The sequence below is a fragment of the Clostridium sp. genome (genome assembly GCF_036660475.1).
Taxonomy (GTDB): Bacteria; Bacillota; Clostridia; order Clostridiales; family Clostridiaceae; genus Clostridium_J.
Genome location: NZ_JAVXAO010000009.1, coordinates 73802 through 94374, shown reverse-complemented (window position 1 = coordinate 94374; position 20573 = coordinate 73802). Strand labels below are relative to the sequence as shown.

General features: G+C 31.2%; 15 protein-coding genes and 1 other RNA gene. 15 read left to right on the top strand and 1 reads right to left on the bottom strand.

Features of this window, described 5'->3' with window-relative positions; translation table 11 throughout:
• Nucleotides 1-40 precede the first annotated feature (40 nt).
• On the top strand, nucleotides 41-2698 hold the full coding sequence (gene ppdK / locus RSA29_RS12900) for a pyruvate, phosphate dikinase (protein ID WP_346944436.1): 2658 nt from the start codon (nucleotides 41-43) through the stop codon (nucleotides 2696-2698).
• A gap of 100 nt (nucleotides 2699-2798) precedes the next feature.
• Here ppdK and RSA29_RS12895 read toward each other — a convergent pair whose 3' ends face one another.
• A complete protein-coding gene (locus tag RSA29_RS12895) occupies nucleotides 2799-3866 on the bottom strand; it encodes a CotS family spore coat protein (RefSeq protein WP_346943519.1) in 1068 nt (355 codons plus the stop codon).
• Nucleotides 3867-4293: 427 nt separating this feature from the next.
• Here RSA29_RS12895 and RSA29_RS12890 point away from each other — a divergent pair, with 427 nt between their 5' ends.
• The 14 genes from RSA29_RS12890 to RSA29_RS12825 all read left to right on the top strand — a co-directional run bounded on the left by RSA29_RS12890 (nucleotide 4294) and on the right by RSA29_RS12825 (nucleotide 20377).
• The gene (locus RSA29_RS12890) at nucleotides 4294-5310 is read left to right on the top strand and encodes a deoxyguanosinetriphosphate triphosphohydrolase (protein WP_346943520.1); all 1017 of its coding nucleotides are present in this window, start codon (nucleotides 4294-4296) and stop codon (nucleotides 5308-5310) included.
• Between the two features lie 86 nt (nucleotides 5311-5396).
• Complete coding sequence (locus RSA29_RS12885) at nucleotides 5397-5519, top strand: hypothetical protein (protein ID WP_346931917.1); 123 nt, start codon at nucleotides 5397-5399, stop codon at nucleotides 5517-5519.
• Between the two features lie 82 nt (nucleotides 5520-5601).
• The gene (gene dnaG / locus RSA29_RS12880; protein ID WP_346943521.1) at nucleotides 5602-7380 is read left to right on the top strand and encodes a DNA primase; all 1779 of its coding nucleotides are present in this window, start codon (nucleotides 5602-5604) and stop codon (nucleotides 7378-7380) included.
• Between the two features lie 18 nt (nucleotides 7381-7398).
• Nucleotides 7399-8472: an RNA polymerase sigma factor RpoD gene (gene rpoD / locus RSA29_RS12875; RefSeq protein WP_346943522.1), complete on the top strand. Its 1074-nt coding sequence runs from the start codon at nucleotides 7399-7401 to the stop codon at nucleotides 8470-8472.
• Nucleotides 8473-8735: 263 nt separating this feature from the next.
• Nucleotides 8736-9632, top strand: coding sequence for a PH domain-containing protein (locus RSA29_RS12870; protein WP_346943523.1), 897 nt, complete (start codon nucleotides 8736-8738; stop codon nucleotides 9630-9632).
• Nucleotides 9633-9828: 196 nt separating this feature from the next.
• Nucleotides 9829-10521 carry a class I SAM-dependent methyltransferase gene (locus RSA29_RS12865; protein ID WP_346943524.1) on the top strand — a complete coding sequence of 231 codons (693 nt, stop codon included), beginning with the start codon at nucleotides 9829-9831 and terminating at the stop codon, nucleotides 10519-10521.
• A 78-nt stretch (nucleotides 10522-10599) separates the two neighbouring features.
• Nucleotides 10600-11397, top strand: coding sequence for a Nif3-like dinuclear metal center hexameric protein (locus tag RSA29_RS12860; RefSeq protein ID WP_346943581.1), 798 nt, complete (start codon nucleotides 10600-10602; stop codon nucleotides 11395-11397).
• A 95-nt stretch (nucleotides 11398-11492) separates the two neighbouring features.
• An RNA gene (gene rnpB / locus RSA29_RS12855) (RNase P RNA component class A) lies at nucleotides 11493-11843 on the top strand.
• Nucleotides 11844-12021: 178 nt separating this feature from the next.
• Entirely contained in the window at nucleotides 12022-12972 is a 951-nt protein-coding gene (locus RSA29_RS12850) for a type I phosphomannose isomerase catalytic subunit (RefSeq protein ID WP_346943525.1), read from the top strand.
• A 254-nt stretch (nucleotides 12973-13226) separates the two neighbouring features.
• Nucleotides 13227-14354 (top strand): DegT/DnrJ/EryC1/StrS family aminotransferase, encoded by a 1128-nt coding sequence (locus RSA29_RS12845; RefSeq protein WP_346943526.1) that lies wholly within the window; start codon nucleotides 13227-13229, stop codon nucleotides 14352-14354.
• An 81-nt stretch (nucleotides 14355-14435) separates the two neighbouring features.
• Entirely contained in the window at nucleotides 14436-15761 is a 1326-nt protein-coding gene (locus tag RSA29_RS12840) for a nucleotide sugar dehydrogenase (protein WP_346943527.1), read from the top strand.
• A gap of 385 nt (nucleotides 15762-16146) precedes the next feature.
• Nucleotides 16147-16953 carry a CpsB/CapC family capsule biosynthesis tyrosine phosphatase gene (locus RSA29_RS12835; RefSeq protein ID WP_346943528.1) on the top strand — a complete coding sequence of 269 codons (807 nt, stop codon included), beginning with the start codon at nucleotides 16147-16149 and terminating at the stop codon, nucleotides 16951-16953.
• Nucleotides 16954-17167: 214 nt separating this feature from the next.
• The gene (locus tag RSA29_RS12830) at nucleotides 17168-18955 is read left to right on the top strand and encodes a nucleoside-diphosphate sugar epimerase/dehydratase (RefSeq protein ID WP_346943582.1); all 1788 of its coding nucleotides are present in this window, start codon (nucleotides 17168-17170) and stop codon (nucleotides 18953-18955) included.
• Nucleotides 18956-19270: 315 nt separating this feature from the next.
• A complete protein-coding gene (locus RSA29_RS12825; protein WP_346943529.1) occupies nucleotides 19271-20377 on the top strand; it encodes an acyltransferase family protein in 1107 nt (368 codons plus the stop codon).
• Nucleotides 20378-20573 lie beyond the last annotated feature (196 nt).

The window sequence follows — 20573 nt, the reverse complement described above, 5'->3', positions numbered from 1 at the left end:
ATTCATTTGACTATATATTAAAAGTTAAGGGGTGTTTAACATGGGAAACAACAAATACGTTTACCTTTTTAGTGAAGGTAATGCTAGCATGAAAAATTTATTAGGTGGAAAAGGAGCTAATCTTTCGGAGATGACAAGCATAGGAATTCCAGTGCCACAAGGGTTCACTGTAACTACTGAAGCTTGTAATAAATATTATGATGATGGAAAAACAATATCTCAAGAAGTAGTAGATCAAATTCATGAAAAAATGGTTGAACTAGAAGAGATAAGCGGTAAAAAATTTGGAAGCTTAGAAAATCCTCTATTAGTTTCAGTAAGATCAGGAGCAAGGGCATCAATGCCTGGAATGATGGATACAATACTTAATCTTGGATTAAATGATCAAACTGTTGAAGTTATGGCAAATAAAACAAACAATCCTAGATTTGCATATGATTCATACAGAAGATTTATACAAATGTTCGCAGATGTTGTTATGGATGTTGAAAAGAGAAATTTCGAAGACATAATGGACGAGATGAAAGAAGCAAGAGGCGTTAAACTTGACACTGACTTAAGTGCAGATGATTTAAAAGAATTAGTTGTGAAATTTAAAGCTTTCTATAAAGAAGCTAAGGGTGAAGAATTCCCAAGTGATCCAACAGAGCAACTAATAGCATCAATTACAGCCGTATTTAGATCATGGAATAATCCAAGAGCTATAATATATAGAAGAATGAATGATATACCGGGAAGCTGGGGAACTGCAGTAAACGTACAAGAAATGGTATTTGGTAACAAAGGAAATACTTCAGGTACAGGTGTTGCATTCTCTAGAAACCCATCTACAGGAGAAAAGAAAATATTTGCTGAGTACCTAATGAATGCACAAGGTGAAGACGTTGTTGCTGGGATTAGAACACCTCAACAAATAGAGCACTTAGAAAAGGAAAATCCAGCAGTATATAAAGAATTTATGGATATAGTTAACAAACTAGAAAACCATTATAGAGATATGCAAGATATGGAGTTCACTATAGAAGATGGAAAGCTTTACTTCCTACAAACAAGAAACGGTAAAAGAACTGCTCAAGCGGCTCTAAAAATAGCTGTAGAACTTGTAGAAGAAGGAATGTTAACAAAAGAAGAAGCTATTCTTAAGGTTGATCCAAAGCAATTGGATACATTATTACATCCAAACTTTGATCAAGCAAGTATTGCGGCTTCAACTATAATAGCTAAAGGACTTCCAGCATCTCCAGGAGCTGCTTGTGGTAAAGTTTACTTCACAGCTGAAGATTCAAAAGTAGCTAACGAAAGTGGTGAAAAAGTAGTTCTTGTAAGACTTGAAACATCACCAGAAGACATAGAGGGTATGATTGCTTCAGAAGGTATATTAACAGTAAGAGGTGGAATGACTTCTCACGCTGCTGTTGTTGCTAGAGGAATGGGAACATGCTGTGTTGCTGGATGTGGAGAATTAAAAGTAAATGAAGGAAACAAGACTTTTGAAGTTAATGGAGTTACTTATAAAGAGGGAGATTATATCTCTATCGATGGAAGTACAGGAAATGTATATGCAGGACAAATAAAAACAGTTGAGCCTGAAATTAATGGATACTTTGAAACTTTCATGGCATGGGCTGATGATATAAGAACAATGAAAGTAAGAACAAATGCAGATACTCCAAGAGATACAGCTCAAGGTGTGAAATTTGGAGCAGAGGGAATAGGTCTTTGTAGAACAGAGCACATGTTCTTTGAAGCAGACAGAATCATGGCTATAAGACAAATGATCGTTGCGAAAGAAGAATCAACAAGAAGAGCGGCTCTTGAAAAATTATTACCAATGCAAAGAAAAGACTTCATTGGAATATATGAAGAGTTAGTGGAAAGACCAGCGACTATCAGATTCTTAGATCCACCACTACACGAGTTCCTTCCTCATGAAGAAGCAGAGATAAAAGAATTAGCTAAGGAGCTTGGCTTAACTTTCGAAGAGTTAAAAGCTACAGTTGATTCATTACATGAGTTCAACCCAATGATGGGACATAGAGGATGCAGACTTGCCGTATCTTACCCAGAAATAGCTGAAATGCAAACAAGAGCGGTAATTGAAGCTGCTATAGATGTTAAAACAAGAAAAGGTTATGACATCGTACCAGAAATCATGATTCCACTTGTAGGAGAAATAAAAGAGCTTAAATATGTTAAAGACATCGTTACTAGAGTAGCAGATGAAATAATTAAAGAAGCTGGAATAGAAATGAAATACATGGTAGGAACAATGATAGAGATTCCAAGGGCTGCATTAACAGCTGATGAAATCGCTAAAGAAGCTGAATTCTTCTCATTTGGAACAAATGATTTAACTCAAATGACATTTGGATTCTCAAGAGATGATGCTGGAAACTTCTTAAAGCACTACTATGATAAGAGCATATATGAGTCTGATCCATTTGCAAGACTTGATCAAAATGGTGTAGGTAAATTAGTTAAAATGGCTGTAGAGCTAGGAAAAACTACTAGACCAGAAATAAAACTTGGAATATGTGGAGAGCACGGTGGAGATCCATCATCAGTTGAATTCTGTCATATAATAGGATTGAACTATGTATCTTGCTCACCATTTAGAGTACCAGTTGCAAGACTTGCTGCTGCACAAGCACAAATAAATCATCCAAGAAAGAAAAGCTGCGGATGCTGCTGTAAATAATATTATTTTATAAAATAAGGCTGACATATTGTCGGCCTTATTTTTTATGCATATTTTTACTGTGTATATATTTTAATTGGGTGATAAGGTTTTATGGATATTAGATTAAAACATCAAACTTTGCTTCAATGTACTTTAAAAGTTTATAGCTGAAATCTATGTGAATATCATTGTGGCATACGCATTTATTTAAAAGATTAACAAAGGCTTGTTTGTTGCACTTTGAAATATTACTATAGTAATCCCTAGATAACTTCCAATATTTCTGAGGAAAAGTTAAATAGGCAAGTATATATTTGTAATCATCAATTGTTAAAGTGTGATTTAATTCATACTGCTGAAGAAAATTTATAGCAAGGTCACAATTCCACCAAGTGTTCTCGCGTCTTAAGAGTCTTCGTAAACAATAGGATATATCAAGGGCACAATAATCATCTTTGCACTTATCAAAGTCTATTACAAAGATTTCACCATCGTTGACAATGAGGTTTTTGCTCACATAATCATTATGGCAGATAGACTTAGAGAGATTTGAGATATCGATAGTGTTTGCGATATTACAGGCCAAGGTAGCTAGAGTCATACTATCTGTAAAGCTAAGCATATATATTTTTGAGAAATAATCATTATAATTTTTGGTATGTTTTTCGTTGTTTATTAATTGAAGAGTATGTTTGGTTAAGGATTGAGCGAGATTATTAAAGCCACATTTGTGTTTACTTCCTAAGATTGGTTCAAAGCCAAGGGAAATAGAGTGGAGTTTTCCAAGATTTCTACTAGCAAGATTTACATCCTCTATATTATCAAAATCACATTTAGCTCCTTTGAGCCAATCGGTAAGTATAAATAACATGCCATGATAGTTTACATATCTGCCATGAGTTTTAGTGGATAATATTCTAGGTACATTTATGTTATTTCTGTAAAGCCACTCCAAGGCTGAGTAAATAAAAAGAAGTTCATCAACTTCATAATAGATTTTCTTGAGGCAATATTCATTGCCGTTACTATATATCTTGTAAACAGCTCTTTGCTTATCTGTATCTTTAAATTTTACTTGATATATTTTGCTATCAAAGGATAAATCATAATATGGCAGAACATTATTTTTAATATTAGTTGGAGATAATAAATCAATTGTGGAACTATCTACTATTACATTGTTCATCGTATATCCCTCCTTAAACATAGTTTATGTGGGAATTATTTAAAATATATCCAAAAACAAATAAGTTTTAATTATGATACTATAATAATTAAAATCTATTAATTATAAATGGAGTTAAGTCATATAATATATTGGTGGGAGTTAAAAATTATAAATTATAATTTATGAATTATGAATTATGAATTGAGAATTATGAATTGAGAATTATAAATTATAAATTAAAAATTGAGGAATAAGTTGTATAACTTTAGTTTCAAGATATTATTACCAGTATTAATACGTGAGAAAATATAATATAATATTGAAATGTCTAAACTTTGGGTAAAAAATATGTAAAAGATTCTAGAAAAATAGAGGAATTTGTATATGAAGCAAAGAAGATATAGTAGTAATAAAAATTAGCATTAAAAGGAGGTTGGTGTAATTAATGAATATTAGAGAAAAAATAGAATTAAGAGAAGAGATGACTATAATACAGCAAGGTGCAAAATCAAGATATTCAAATGGAAGAGAAAGAGAAGAAGAGCTTGATGAGATTAGAACTGCATATATGATAGATAGAGATAGAATAATACACTGTAAATCCTTTAGAAGATTAAAACGAAAAACCCAAGTATATATTAAAACTTGGAGTGATCATTATAGAACCAGACTTACCCACACCTTAGAGGTGGCGCAGATAGCAAAAACAATAGGACGGGGTATAGGATTAAATGAAGACTTAATAGAAGCAATCGCCCTTGGTCACGACATTGGACATGTAGCCTTTGCTCATAGCGGTGAAGAAGTGTTGAATGAAATATTGCCAAATGGATTTACGCATAATAGGAATAGTGTAAGAGTCTTAACGTGCATAGAAAACAATGGACAAGGTCTTAACTTATCCAAGGAAGTACTAGATGGGATACTATATCATAGTGGATTTTCAGATAGTAGTAAAAGAGCAGAAACATTAGAGGGACAGGTTGTGAAATACAGTGATAAAATTGCCTATGTAAATCACGATATAGATGATTCTATAAGGGCTTCAATATTATCAGTGGAGGATATACCAAAGCATATACTTGAGGTTTTAGGATATACTCATGGAGAGAGAATAAATGCTCTAGTTAAGGATTGTATTTATACAACTATAGAAAATATAGAAAATGATTATAATAGGGTAGCTTTATCTAAGGGTGTGGATGAAAAATTTAAAGAGCTTAGAAATTTTATGTTTAAAGAAGTTTATAATGGAGAATTTTTAAGAGAAGAGAGAGATAAAGCAAAATTTATTCTTAATGAACTGTATAAGTATTTTTATAAAAATCAGAACAAACTTCCGGAATTTTATAAAAACATTTCAAGAGAACAGGGCAGTTATCAAGGCGTAGCTGACTATATAGCTGGAATGAGTGATGAGTATTGTATAGATGTTTTTAAGGAAATATATATACCAAGTTAAGGAAGAATAAATTTTCTAACATTTGATGTTTTAAAATTAAAAGTAATGGTATTGAAGCTTAGTTTTAAGGTTATTATAGAATATAAATGAAATTTGGAATTAGTAAATCTATCAATTTAAAAAAGATAAATATTTTTACTTGTGAAGGAAAAACCTATGCTATAAAGAATATAATAGCAGGGAATATTAACAATGAAATATCATATTAATAAAAAATAATATATAATAAAGGAATTTCAAAGTTTATGTCGAATTATAGAGTTTAGGAATTTATCGTTAGGTGGAGTGACCATGTTTTCACAGGAGATAATACAAAGAATAAAAGATGAGAATAATATAGTAGACATAATTTCGGAAAGTATACCCCTTAAAAAGACGGGGCGCAACTATTCAGGTAGATGTCCTTTTCATAACGAAAAAACGCCTTCCTTTACTGTATCTAGCGAGAAACAAATTTACAAATGCTTTGGATGTGGTGAGGCTGGTAATGTTATAAGTTTTGTTATGAAGACAAGAAATTTATCCTTCCCGGAGGCTGTAAGAGTTCTGGGGGAAAAGGTTGGTATTGTTTTAGATGAAGATGATTCATCTGAAAACAATTCAGGTGCTAGAGAAAAATATAAAAGGATGTATGATATAAACGTTCAAGCTGGTAGATATTTTTATAGTAACCTTAAGAGATTTAAAGAACCTTATGATTATCTTAAAGGAAGGGGAATAAGTGACGCTACAATAAAAAAATTTGGTATTGGATTCTCATTAGATGACTGGCAAGGAATAAGAAGTTATTTAAAACAAAAATCTTATAGTGAGGGAGAAATACTAGAATTAGGACTTACGACGAAAAATGAAAAGGGAAATATTTACGATAGATTTAGAAATAGAATAATGTTTCCTGTATTCGATGTTACTGGAAGAGTAATTGGATTTGGGGGAAGGGTTTTAGATGATTCCAAGCCAAAGTATCTAAACTCACCAGAAACACCTATATTTCATAAGGGGACTAATCTCTATGGACTGAATTTAGCAATAAAAAATAATAGCTCTAGAACTATTATTATGGTTGAAGGTTATATGGATGTAATTTCACTATTTCAACAAGATATAACAAATGTAGTTGCCACTCTAGGAACAGCTCTTACTGAAGGCCAATGCAAATTGTTAAAGAGATATGTGGATACTGTTATTGTGTCCTTTGATTCAGATGTAGCAGGGCAAAATGCTACTACTAGAGGGTTAGAAATGCTCCAAAAATCAGGGTTTGAACTTAAAATTCTTCAAATTCCAAAGGGGAAAGATCCAGATGAATATATAAGGATCAATGGAAGAGAAAAGTTTTTGAATCTTGTAAATGAAGCATTTCCACTTATAGATTTCAAGCTAAAAGCGGCTGAAAAAGGGATAGATTTTTCTAAAAAAGAAATGATATTAAGGTATTTAAAAAGTGTAATACCAATACTAAAGAGTTTGGATGCTTTGGAACGTGCTGTATATATAAAGCAGATTTCAGAGAAAAGTAGAGTTGAAGAAAGAACTATTTTAGGGTATTTGAAAGAAAATGATAATAAATATATAGAAAATAACAAAAATAATAATATAAATGAAAGAAATGGGCAAAAATTATATTTAGAGCCTGCTTTTATAAAAGGGGCAAGAACTATTTTAAACCTTGCAATGGATAAGGTTTTATTAAATAAAATTTGTAGCAATATAAATACAGAGGATTTTATTTTGGAAGCCCATAAAATAATATATAAAACCATAGAAGAAAACCGTGGTTGTACAGAAAAGGAACTATTCAATATTATAGACATGAAAACAATGCAAGATAGTGAATTTACTAAAGAATGGATAAAAATTCAAGAGTGCAAAGTTGACATAGATAAAAGCTCAATTGAAAAAATGATAAATGACTGTATAAAAGAAATTAAAAAATACAAGTTAGAGGAGTCGAAAAGGGAAATTATGAGTAAAGTTAAAACATATGAATCCAACGGCCAAGTAGAAGAATCAATGGCATTAGCAAGGGAATTAATGAAGATACAAAAGGAAATAGTAAATTTAAAGTAACAGAAGGGAGGTAATTGGATGAAGGATAAAGCCGGAAAGGTTGCTCTAGTAAAGACACTTATAGAAAAGGGCAAGAAAAAAGGGAGTTTAACATATAAAGAAATAATGGATGAGGTTGAGGGCGTAGAGTTAAATCCAGAACAAATAGAAAAAATGTATGAAGTATTTGAATCTATGGGCATAGACGTAATCGGAGAACCTGAACAGGAAGAGGAAGAGGAAGAAGAAGAAGTAGAATTAGATATAACAATTCCAGAGGGAATAGCTATAGATGATCCAGTTAGAATGTACCTTAAAGAAATAGGAAAAGTTCCATTGTTATCAGGTGAGGAAGAAATGAGACTTGCAAAGCTCATAGAAAATGGTGATGAGTATGCAAAGAAAAAACTTGCAGAAGCTAACCTAAGATTAGTAGTAAGTATTGCAAAAAGATATGTTGGAAGAGGAATGTTGTTCCTAGATTTAATCCAAGAAGGAAATTTAGGTCTTATAAAGGCTGTAGAGAAGTTTGATTACAGTAAGGGTTTTAAGTTTAGTACCTATGCTACATGGTGGATTAGGCAGGCTATAACAAGAGCAATTGCAGATCAGGCTAGAACTATTAGAATACCTGTCCATATGGTAGAGACAATAAACAAACTTATAAGAGTATCTAGACAACTTCTTCAAGAACTTGGAAGAGAACCACTTCCAGAAGAAATTGCAAAGCAGATGGATATGACAGTGGATAAAGTTAGAGAAATCATGAAAATAGCTCAAGAGCCTGTATCCCTTGAAACTCCAATAGGAGAAGAGGAAGATTCACATCTTGGAGACTTCATACCAGATGATGATGCTCTAGCACCGGCTGAAGCAGCAGCCTTCACAATGTTAAAGGAACAATTAATAAGTCAGTTAAGAACACTTACTCCAAGAGAAGAAAAAGTATTAAGACTTAGATTTGGACTTGATGATGGAAGAGCTAGAACTCTTGAAGAAGTTGGAAAAGAATTTAACGTAACAAGAGAAAGAATTAGACAGATTGAAGCAAAAGCTTTAAGAAAACTTAGACATCCAAGTAGAAGTAAGAAATTAAAAGATTACCTAGACTAACATTTTAAATTAACAATTTAAAATTAAAAATTTTACATTTTGAATTTCTAAAAAGTATAGTAAAAAGTACCAAGGTAATAGCGGGAAGCTATTTTCTTGGTATTTTTTATATAATTATAAATATATTTAGGTAACAGGTAATTAAGTACATTTGATTATTTGGTTATTGAGGGATTAATCAAACTGGGGAAAATAAAATGTAATGGACAAATCACACTAATTCATTATATTATAGATATATATAGTTTTAAGGAGGTAAACCCGTGAATAGTTTTGACGCAAATAAAAAAATGGAAATAATTCCAACAATACTGACTATTGTAGCTTTAAATATAGTAGGGTTTCTAACAATATACCTTCTAGATTCCTATCTAATACTGACTTTAATAAAAACCATATTACTGATATGCAATATATTCTATTTATATCACATAGGAGTTTGGTTCACTGTAAAATATCAGGTTTCACAAAGTGAAATTAAAATATCCTGTATAGGTGGACTTAAGAAGGTTACTTTGCCAATTGGGATAGTTGAGAGTTATACGGTAGGTGAAGGTAAAATAAAGGGAATTGCGCTTTCGGGAATGACTGCAAATAAAATTGCTATAGGCAGAATTGCAATTAAGGATTTAGGTACTACACGGCTGTTTGTAACAAATACCTCAAGGATTATATACTTGAAAACTAAGGATCCAGGTGATGTTAACTATGCAATATCACCTAAAGACTTCGAAGGCTTTCAAGTGAGATTAAGGGAATGTGGTATAGGGAAAACTCCTTGGATAAAGAGTTATAATAAGGTGCCTAAGTTATATAAGGAAAGAAAGTTTATGATTACGTTATTTATAACTAGTGCTATAGTGTTAATTATTACATTTACACCTCTAATGCTATATATACTAAATGAGTTGCCGGATGTGATGCCACTAGTTATGAATGGAGCCGGAAAAGCTGTAGAGGTTGGCACTGATAAACAATTTGCATTTTCGCAAATGACTTATGGGTTATTAAATATGGCGGTGCTCTTCTGTATGTATTACGCAGCGCATTTCTGTGCAAAATATGATAAAAAAGCAGCCTTTAGGTATATGTATATATCCTTATTTGTGGCCATAGTTTTCTTAGGCTTGCAGATAAAACTTATGACAATGGTCATATAAGGGGCTATTGTTATATCTTAGTAGTTGTTTTAGCTTCATCTTATCTTTTGCTAGATAATGTTGGAGCTAATTTTAATGATATTATTAAAATTAGTATAAGTAGTGAAAAGTATAATTAAAATAGAGTCTTGGAAAGCATATAAGAAATGTAATAGTATAAATAATGGTGAAAGAATAAAGAAATTAAGGTGGAAATATGATAATTAGCAAAAGATTAAAATTAATAAGCAGTTTAGTAACTGGTGTAAGAACTATGGTAGATGTGGGTACGGATCATGGATACGTGCCATTAGATTTACTTAAAAATAATAAAATAGACTTTGCAATTGCCAGCGATATAAATAAGGGTCCTGTAGAGAAGGCTAGAAAAAATCTTTCTGATAATAATCTTAGTGAGAAGGTTCATTGTAGACTAGGTGGTGGACTTAAAACAGTAAGGCCAGGCGAGGTTGAAGCAGCAGTAATTGCGGGTATGGGCGGAAATTTAATTAGAGATATTTTAGAAGAGAGTCAAGATGTGTTTAAAAAGCTAGAATATGCTATAGTTCAACCAGTGCAAAATCCAGAGGTATTAAGAGAATATCTATATAAAAGTGGATGTGAAATCTTAGATGAGTGGATAATATATGATGAAGAAAAGTATTATGAAATTCTGAAAATAAAATGGGCCAATAATGTTAAAACTGTTGAACCTATATATTATGAAGTAAGTAAAATTCTTCTTCAGAAGAAGGATGAAGTTTACAGAGAGTATCTAAATTTCAAGAAAGATAAATATGTTACTATATATGAAGGACTTAAGGGTGACACTGAAAACGCGAAAAGTAGAAAAAAAGAACTGGGCCTAAGAATTCATGAAATAAATCTTGTCTTAGATTCAAAAGTTTAAAATATAGAATTTTGAATCCAAACATTTAGATAAAATACGAGTTAATAACTTGAAAGAATGAAAAAATCGGAGGATGCTATGACTGCAAGAATAGAAGATATTATAAACATAATGGAGAAGATAGCTCCTGTGAACCTTAAGGAGAGCTATGATAACGTGGGATTTATGGTTGGAGATAAGGATGCTAAGGTTGATAAAGTGCTCATTGCTTTGGATTGTACATTGGATGTTATAGAGGAAGCTAAAAACCTTGGAGCGCAGTTAATTCTAACTCATCATCCGTTACTTTTTATAAAGCCTAAGACTATAACTACAGATACTTTGCAGGGGAAAAAGATTATATCCTTAATAAAAAATAATATAGGATTATACTCTAGTCATACAAATTTAGATTCTGTAGGTGGAGGATTGAATGATACATTTGTTAAATTACTTGGATTTAATTCCGGGGAAATAATTGATAAAAGTCCTAATTGTGACAAAATAGGCATAGGTAGAATGGTTGATTTTAAAGAAGAGAAAAACTTAGAGGAAATAGTAAAATTAATTAAGGATAAATTGAATTTGAAATCCTTGAGGTTTTCAGGTAATTTAGATAAAAAGGTAAGAAGAATTGCATTAATAAATGGCAGTGGACAGGATTATATGCAAAAATCCTATGAAATGGGAGCGGATTTAGTTATCACAGGGGATACTACCTATCATTTTGTATCTGATTATACTGAGATGGGTTTAGCTATAATAGATGTAGGGCACTTTGGTTCAGAATGGCCAGCATTAATGGCGGTCTCTAAGTTGTTAGAGATAGCTATAGAAGCTAAGGCGGTAGAGATAGTTATCTCTAAGGCAACTAAGGATCCTTATAATTTGGGGTAACATTACTACATAGAATTATTGATAAATAAGGATTGAAATCTACTTACATATAAATACATTGCAATAAAATAAAATCTATGTTAATATAAATCTTGCGAGTAAGCCAGACAATCGCTGCTGAGAAATCAGGAGAGGAAAGTCCGAGCTCCGTAGGGCGAGGGTGCTGGATAACTCCCAGTGGAGGCGACTCTAAGGAAAGTGCAACAGAGATATACCGCCAAAGGCATTTTATATGTACTGGTAAGGGTGGAAAGGTGAGGTAAGAGCTCACCAGCGCAATGGCGACTTTGCGGCTATGTAAACCCCATCTGGAGCAAGATCGAAAGCGGGACATTATAGGGCGGCCCGTCCTGTCCCCGGGTGTATCGCTGGAGCCTATTAGTAATAGTAGGCCTAGATAGATGATTGTCAAATACAGAACTCGGCTTATAGACTTATCTCGTTAAAAAAACCATCAAGGGAAACTTTGGTGGTTTTTTATTAAAGGAATATTAAATACAGATAACATTAAAGTTACATTTTAATAATAAATTAAAATGTAGACTAGATATAAATAATATTAACCATAGATAATAGAAAATAGATGTAATATTGAAGAAGTAAAAGAAAGGTATATGAATTAGCATGAAAAAGATATTTATGTATCCACTAAAATTAAATAATCTATATTACGATAAAATATGGGGTGGCAGAGGTTTTGAAAAGTTTAGAAGCAATCTCACATCTGTAAATATAGGGGAGAGTTGGGATGTGTCTTGCTATGAAAATGGTAAGAGTGTCATTGAAAATGGCTGGCTAAAAGGTTTAACCTTGGAGGAGGCCATAAAAAGATATCCTGTAGAGATTATGGGTAAAAACCAAAAGGATGAAGAATTCCAGCTTTTACTTAAAATTATAAGCACAGAGGACAAACTTTCTATACAAGTCCATCCAGGGGATGACTACGCCTTAAAACATGAGGGCTCAAGAGGCAAGACTGAGGTTTGGTATATATTGGATGCGGAAGTTGGAGCTAATATAATTTTTGGAACAAGGAACTGCACGAAGGAAGAGTTTAAGGCAGCTTTGGAGGATAATAGCCTTGATAAGTATTTAAATAAGGTTCAGGTTAAAAAAGGACAAGTATATTTTATACCTAGTGGTCTTATCCATGGAATAGGTGCAAACTGCACCATACTTGAAGTGCAACAAAGCTGTGATTTAACCTACAGAGTTTATGACTATGACAGGGGAAGAGAAATCCATGTAAAGAAAGCTTTAGATGTTATTGATTTTTCATTGCAAGGGAAGGTTTATGAAGCTAAAATAAAGAATGAAAGTAAATGCAATGGGGCTAATATTCAATGTGATTATTTTAAAATGGAAAAATTCAAGGTGGACAAGGTTTTAACACAAAAAACTGAAAATTTTCTTCACATTCTTACATGTGTAGAGGGAAATGGGAAAATACTATATGAGAATGGAGTTATAGATATAGAGTATTGTGAAAGTATAGTAATTCCTGAGAGTTTAGGAAGTTATGAGGTTCATGGAAATCTAGAATTTATAAAAACTTCACCTAAGATAGGGAATTAACTTTAAACAATATACTATACAATATCATTAAGTTATAGTAATATGTTTATAGTCATATGTTGTAATTTAAAATTGGAGATTGAGAATTTGAAGTTGGAGATTGAGAATTGAAAATTAGGAAGCGATTAGAATTGAGAAAATTTGAAATTAAAAATTAAGAATCAGAAATTAAGAAATTGTTATAAATTATAATTTTAAATTTATAATTTAAAACCTTTCTTATTAAAATAAATTATTGAAAGAAGGATTAATAAATGAAAGTTAACTTTTATGAATCTCAAAGAGAATATTTACAAAAGAAGGATGAGTTCGATGAGGCAATAAAAAGAGTTATAACGAATGGTTCATTTATATTAGGAAATGAAGTAAAAGAATTTGAAGAGCAAATAAAGGATTTTACTGGTGCTAAACATGCTATAGGTGTGGCATCTGGGACTGATGCTTTAGTTATGGCGTCTGATATATTAGGATTTAAAGATAATAAAGAAATTGTAACTACACCATTTACATTTCTAGCATCTACTTCATGCCTTGCAAAGCACGGTGGTAAACCAGTATTTGTAGATATAGATGAAGAGTCTTGTGGGATGGATGTAAATCAATTAGAAGCAGCAATTAATGAGAATACAGTTGGAGTTCTTCCAATTCACTTATTTAATCAAATGTGTGATATGGATTCTATAATGAATATTGCAAAAAAGAATGATTTGAAAGTTCTAGAAGATGCTGCTGAAGCCTTTGGTATGAGATGGCAGATGAAGGGCGACCAAGAATATAAACATGCAGGAACAATAGGAGATATGGGTGTATTTTCTTTCTTCCCAACTAAGACATTAGGTGGATATGGAGATGGAGGTATGATCGTTACAAATAGCGATGAACTTGCTGACTTATGCCGTATGTTTAGAGTTCATGGAGCATCTAAGAAGTATCACTACGACTATATAGGATATAACTCAAGACTTGATGCTATGCAAGCCTCAATTTTAAAGGTAAAACTTAAGTATATGAACGATGCTATAGAAAACAGAAACAGAGTAGCAAAACTTTATACAGAAGGTCTTAAAAATGTAGAGGGAGTAAAAGTTCAAGGTATCAAAGCTGCAAATCAGCAAAATGTTTACTATGTATTTAATATATTTGCAGATGATAGAGATGGCTTGGCTGATTACTTAAAAGAAAAAGGTATAGGAACTAGCGTTTATTATCCAAAACCATTACACCTTCAAAAATGTTTTGAATATCTTGGATATAAAGAGGGGCAATTCCCTGTAACAGAGAAGATGTGTGGAAAGATTCTTGCACTACCAATATACCCAGAGCTTAAAAATGAAGAAGCAGAATACATCTGTGATTGCATAAAAGAATTCTATGGTAATTAGAAATTAAAAATTTATAATTGAGCGAAGGCTTTAAATTCATAATTCATAATTCATAATTTTAAAAATAGGAGAGATAAATATATGGAAAATTTAAAAATATCTTTAGTTGGACTTGGATATGTAGGAATGCCAATAGCTGTTGCTTTTGCAAGGAAGGTTCCTGTAGTTGGATTTGATGTTAATAAAGAGAAAATAGAAATGTACTTGAGCGGAGTAGATGTAACTAAGGAAGTTGGAGATGAGGCTATAAAAGCATCAACTGTTGACTTTACTTATGATGAAGCTAAGCTAAAAGAGTGCAACTTTCATATAGTTGCAGTACCGACTCCTACAAATGAAGATAAAACTCCAGATTTAAGACCAGTAATAGGGGCTAGTGAAGTTGTTGGTAGAAACTTAACTAAAGGTTCTATAGTTGTATTTGAATCTACAGTTTATCCAGGGGTAACTGAGGAGATATGTGTACCTATACTTGAGAGGGAATCTGGACTTAAGTGTGGACAAGATTTTAAAATAGGATACTCTCCAGAGAGAATAAATCCAGGCGATAAGGTTCATAGATTAGAAAATATAGTTAAAATAGTTTCAGGAATGGATGAAGAGACTTTAGATAAAGTTGCTAAGGTTTATGAACTTGTAATTGAAGCTGGTGTATATAGAGCAGAGAGCATAAAAGTTGCAGAGGCAGCTAAGTTAATAGAAAATTGTCAAAGAGACGTAAATATTTCATTTGTAAATGAACTTGCAATGATTTTTGATGAAATGGGAATAGACACTAAAGCTGTAATAGATGCAGCAGGTAGTAAATGGAACTTTATAAAGTTAAATCCAGGTCTTGTTGGAGGACACTGTATAGGAGTAGACCCATACTATTTAATCCATAGAGCTAAAGAATTTGGAATAGAGTCAAAGGTTATAGCAGCAGGAAGAAACATCAATGACGGAATGGCTAAATTTATAGCAGACAATACTGTTAAAAGCTTAATCAAAGCTAATAAAAGAGTAAAAGGTGCGAAAATTGCAGTTCTAGGACTTACATTTAAGGAAGATTGTCCAGATACAAGAAATACTAAAGTAGTTGATATAATACATGAACTAGCAGAGTATGAAGTAAATGTAGTAGTAGCAGATCCAGTTGCTTCTAAAGCAGAGATAAAGCATGAATATGGCCTTGATATGGTAGATATGGAAGATATCCATGGAATGGATGCTGTAATACTTGCAGTTTCTCACCATAATTATAGAGAGATGACTATAAGTGATTTCACAGGGCTATATAAAGCAGAAGTATTAGATGAAGTAGCAGCTTCAAACGTTATAGAAGAAAAAAATGTATTTATAGATGTTAAAGGAATAATGGATAGAAAATCTATAAATAATGATGAAATGGTTTATTGGAGATTATAGTAAGATACTGGAGTTAAATGAAATCTTCAATTAAAGTTAATAAGCAAAAGAGATCTAACACCATAGAATTTAATTTTATGGTGTTTTTGTGATGAAAGAATAGTTGTGATATATAATATACAATAAAAATATGTTCTACCAATTATCATGCAAAATAAATAGTAAGAAGTCTTTATAAAGATATTATCCATAGATAGTTAAATTCATTTAGTTACCTTAGAATAAGGACTTTAAAATATAGATTCCTTAAGCTTGTAGAAAAAAATGGATAAAATGGTTTATTAGTGGTATAATTTAAAATGAGATAATAATAATGAGTAATAAAAAAAATACAAAATGAATCTAAAATCTTAGAATTTAAATTTATGGGGAAGATGAAAAAAATATGAATAATACAAAGTTTTATAAAAATGAAGATAAACTTACAGATTTCCACAGTCATATTATATATGGTGTGGATGATGGTTCTAAAGATGAGGAAATGACTATAAAAATGTTGAGAAATGCAGTTGAACATGGGACGAAAAGGATAGTCGCTACACCACACTTTTTAAAAGATAATTATATGGTAAATTATGGTGAAGTTAATATTAGGGTAGAAGAAATTAAAAAGTTAGCGAATAGAAATAACTTGCAAATAGAAGTTTACTGTGGTCAAGAGGTTTATTACACAAATTATATATTAGAGATGTATAAATCAGGAGATATAGGAACTATAAATAATAGCAGATATATGCTTATAGAGCTGCCTATGGGTGATTTTAATATTAGAAAAGTTATAGATAATATATATGAGATTCAGATAAAGGGCATAGTACCAATTCTTGCACATCCTGAGAGATATCAAAAACTAATAAAGAAACCGGAACTTATAAATATGTTTGTAAAGGAGGGATTTCTAGCTCAGCTTAATATAGGTAGCATTATGGGTTATTTTGGAAAAGATGTGAGAAAGACGGCAGAGTTATTTGTAAATAATAGAATATATAACGTAATAGGTTCCGATGCGCATGGTGTAGAAAGAAGAACAACAGATATAAAATTAGGAGTTTTAAAAATAGATAAACTCCAGCATGGCTATATGTCAGATATACATAAGGCAGGAGAAAATATTTTAAACAATGAAGAGACTGATTTTTTAGGGCAACAGGTTAGAAGAAGAAATGTATTATCAAGGTTATTGGGAAAATAATACTAATAATACGACATGGGCTAGAAAAAATGAAAAAAACCCAGTGAATTGGTTGTTTTTTAGAATATAAAATATATTTATGTTATTACGATGCCAAATCAAACAGAAATAGATGTTTGTGGAAAATATATATTTAAGTAGTAAATGGTTGGAGGTATAAGTTGTGAAATATATTAAAGAGAGAAAGTTTATTATTATAGATACAGTCCTTATTATGATTAGTTTATATGTAGCGTTGTTATTAAAGTTTGACTTTAAAATTCAACCTGCATATATAGAATTGTTTTGGCTATCCGTACTACCTGTAGTGGTTTTTACTATTATTTTTAATGTATTATTTAAGCTATACACAAATATTTGGAGATATGCTTCAATAAATGAATTGATATCTATAGTTTGTTCTGTAAGTTTAATTAATTTAGTGTTTATGATTTATGGACGTTTTATAAACTATACTGTTTTTAAAACTCAATACTATAGATTTCCATTGTCAGCTCATATTATATTTTGGATTTTGAGTGTAATTAGTTTAGGTGGAGTTAGATTCTTGTATAGGATAGTTGAGAATAGTGGTAATGGAAAATCTGCATACAAGAAGAAAAATCTACTTATAATAGGAGCTGGAGATGCTGGTGCCCTTCTTATAAAGGAAGTTAAAAATAGTAGTAGCTTAGATTATGATATTGTTGGATTAATAGATGACAATAAAGATAAAGTAGGAAAGAGAATTCATGGTATAAAGGTATTAGGTGATAGAAATAAAATAATAAATGCTTGCAAAGAAAATAGTGTTGATGAAATTATGGTTGCAATGCCTTCGGTAGATAAGGGGATACAAAAGGAAATTCTAGAGATATGTACCCGGTATACTAGCAATATTAAGACTATGCCTGGAGTGTACAAGCTTATAAATGATGCTGTAGATTTAAAGCATATGAATAATGTGGATATAAATGATTTATTAGGAAGAGAACCTATAGAGTTAAAGTCAGAGAATATTGATAAATATATAAAGGGCAAGACAGTACTTGTAACTGGTGGTGGTGGAAGTATTGGTTCGGAAATAGTTAGACAAATTACAAAGTTTTCACCAAAGAAAATTGTGATTTTAGATATCTATGAGAATAATGCCTATGACCTACAAATGGAGCTTAATAGAAATTGTCCTGAGGTAAATAAAGATGTAATAATAGCTTCAGTAAGAGACTTAGTAAGACTAGAACAGGTTTTTAATGAATATAAACCTCAGGTGGTATTCCATGCGGCAGCTCATAAGCATGTGCCTTTGATGGAGCATAATATGGGTGATGCTATAAAGAATAATATTATAGGTACCTATAATGTGGCTAAATGTGCAGATAAGTATGGTGTTCATAGATTTGTGCTAATTAGCACAGATAAGGCTGTAAATCCAACAAACATAATGGGAGCTACAAAGAGATTTTGTGAACTTATAATTCAGGCTTTTAATGATGTGAGTAAAACAGACTTTGTGGCAGTTAGATTTGGAAATGTTTTAGGAAGTAATGGTTCAGTTATCCCACTATTTAAAAATCAGATAGAAAAGGGTGGACCTGTTACATTAACACATCCAGAGATAACTAGATTCTTTATGACAATACCAGAAGCTGCCCAGCTTGTAATTCAAGCAGGAGGACTAGCGGAAGGTGGAGAGATATTCGTCTTAGATATGGGAAATCCAGTTAAGATGGTAGATTTGGCAAGGGATTTAATAACCCTTTCAGGCTTTAGACCAGATGTAGATATTAAGATTGAATACATTGGGTTACGCCCAGGTGAAAAGCTTTATGAAGAGCTGCTTATGGGTGAAATAGCATTAACGTCTACAGAACATCATAAGATTTTTGTGGAAAAAACTAAGGATGCTGACATGGAGTTTATAGAATCATCTATAAATGAATTTAAGAATGTTGATTATATGTGTAAAGAGGAAATTATAGAGTTAATCAAGGAAAAAATTCCTACTTATGTTAGGAAATAAAACTATAGAATATTTAGTGAGCAAATGACCATGAAAAAGAGACTGATTGACAATGTGGAAATAATTAGTAAAACATACAGATAAAGTTGTAAGCCTAATTATTACATTATGAAAAAATGTAGTGAAATAGGTAATGTGATAGAATACCTACAAAAGGTAAGCATTGCGGATGCACAGGTTGATCCTCTTAGAGGAAGATAAAGCTATGTTTAATTAGATTTTAAACTAAAATGATAAAAGTTATAAAAAACTAAGGATGTTATTGCAAAAATGTGGTAATATGGTTTTGCAGTAAAAACTGTGAAGAGGTGAACTATGAGTTATTTAGCTGATGATTTGGAGAAAAATAATATCTATATAGAAAGAGATGATAGGGGTAGGATTATATTTTGGGATAATTTAAAATTCTTATTAATACTGCTAGTAGTTGTTGGACATGCAATTGATTTTTATACAGAGTCATCTTTGAGTATGAGGAAACTGTATGTATTTATTTATAGTTTTCATATGCCTTTATTTATATTTATATCAGGATACTTTTCAAAGTCAGTGATAAATAAGGAAAGATTTAAAATAGAAAAAGTATTTTCCTATTTACTCCTTTATTTTCTTTTGAAACTATCATTTTTTATTCTTTATAAATATGGATTTGGCAGCGCTAATGTGAAATTTAACTTTTTTTCCGAAGGTGGAGTACCTTGGTATTTATTTGTTATGGCTATGTGGTTATGTGTTACCTATATAATAAAAAATATTAAACCAGTATATGTAATAGTAGCAGCTATTTTACTTGGAGTATTAATAGGTTATGATGATAGTGTTTCAGATTTTATGTGTTTATCAAGGGTTGTAGTCTTTTATCCCTACTTTATACTGGGGTATTATTTTAATGAAGATAATATAATAAAAATTTTAAAGTGTAATAAGTTAAAGTGGGTATCATTAGCTATAACTCTAATAGCTATTGTTGTTATTATGAAGTTTGGGGATGATGTTTATCGTTTTAGATGGTTTTTCTCAGGAAGAAATTCATATGTAAAGCTGAATGAACCAATATATGGAGGTATCTATAGAATGGCCATATATGCATTATCCACATTGATTTCATTAGCTTTGATATATATAGTACCCAAAGGAAAACTGTTTATAACTAAATTTGGGACAAGAACATTGCAAGTATATTTTTTGCATTATATGGTTCTAGATGTATATCACAAATATAATTTGAATAGATATATAATGGGCGAGTTTCCAAAATATTGGAAGGTGTTTTATATATCTTTGGCAATAGTATTAACCTTTATATTATCTTTAAAAATCTTTGAGTATCCTTTTAATAAAGTTATGAGTATAAAATTAGAAAAAATATTTAAAGGATATAGTAGGGAAGAGGATAAGCTTAAATTTAAAATAAATCAATAAAATAATTAGTTAATAGCATAGAGATTGATATGCTCCCTTTATAGTAGACGGTTAAAATAGTAAAACTGTTTTTATAAAGGGGGTATTTTATTGTGCGAAATTATAGAATTTAAGCACATATATATTGATAAGAAAAAAATTACTTAGTAGATAAATGAAATTTGAACTGTAAAACCATAAAAATTATAAGGATATA

Excerpts from the sequence above, each read along its gene's own strand:
- ppdK (WP_346944436.1), top strand. The coding sequence starts at position 41 with ATGGGAAACAACAAATACGTTTACCTTTTTAGTGAAGGTAATGCTAGC.
- RSA29_RS12895 (WP_346943519.1), bottom strand. The coding sequence starts at position 3,866 with ATGAACAATGTAATAGTAGATAGTTCCACAATTGATTTATTATCTCCA.
- RSA29_RS12890 (WP_346943520.1), top strand. The coding sequence starts at position 4,294 with ATGAATATTAGAGAAAAAATAGAATTAAGAGAAGAGATGACTATAATA.
- RSA29_RS12885 (WP_346931917.1), top strand. The coding sequence starts at position 5,397 with ATGAAATTTGGAATTAGTAAATCTATCAATTTAAAAAAGATAAATATT.
- dnaG (WP_346943521.1), top strand. The coding sequence starts at position 5,602 with ATGTTTTCACAGGAGATAATACAAAGAATAAAAGATGAGAATAATATA.
- rpoD (WP_346943522.1), top strand. The coding sequence starts at position 7,399 with ATGAAGGATAAAGCCGGAAAGGTTGCTCTAGTAAAGACACTTATAGAA.
- RSA29_RS12865 (WP_346943524.1), top strand. The coding sequence starts at position 9,829 with ATGATAATTAGCAAAAGATTAAAATTAATAAGCAGTTTAGTAACTGGT.
- RSA29_RS12860 (WP_346943581.1), top strand. The coding sequence starts at position 10,600 with ATGACTGCAAGAATAGAAGATATTATAAACATAATGGAGAAGATAGCT.
- RSA29_RS12850 (WP_346943525.1), top strand. The coding sequence starts at position 12,022 with ATGAAAAAGATATTTATGTATCCACTAAAATTAAATAATCTATATTAC.
- RSA29_RS12845 (WP_346943526.1), top strand. The coding sequence starts at position 13,227 with ATGAAAGTTAACTTTTATGAATCTCAAAGAGAATATTTACAAAAGAAG.
- RSA29_RS12840 (WP_346943527.1), top strand. The coding sequence starts at position 14,436 with ATGGAAAATTTAAAAATATCTTTAGTTGGACTTGGATATGTAGGAATG.
- RSA29_RS12835 (WP_346943528.1), top strand. The coding sequence starts at position 16,147 with ATGAATAATACAAAGTTTTATAAAAATGAAGATAAACTTACAGATTTC.
- RSA29_RS12830 (WP_346943582.1), top strand. The coding sequence starts at position 17,168 with ATGATTAGTTTATATGTAGCGTTGTTATTAAAGTTTGACTTTAAAATT.
- RSA29_RS12825 (WP_346943529.1), top strand. The coding sequence starts at position 19,271 with ATGAGTTATTTAGCTGATGATTTGGAGAAAAATAATATCTATATAGAA.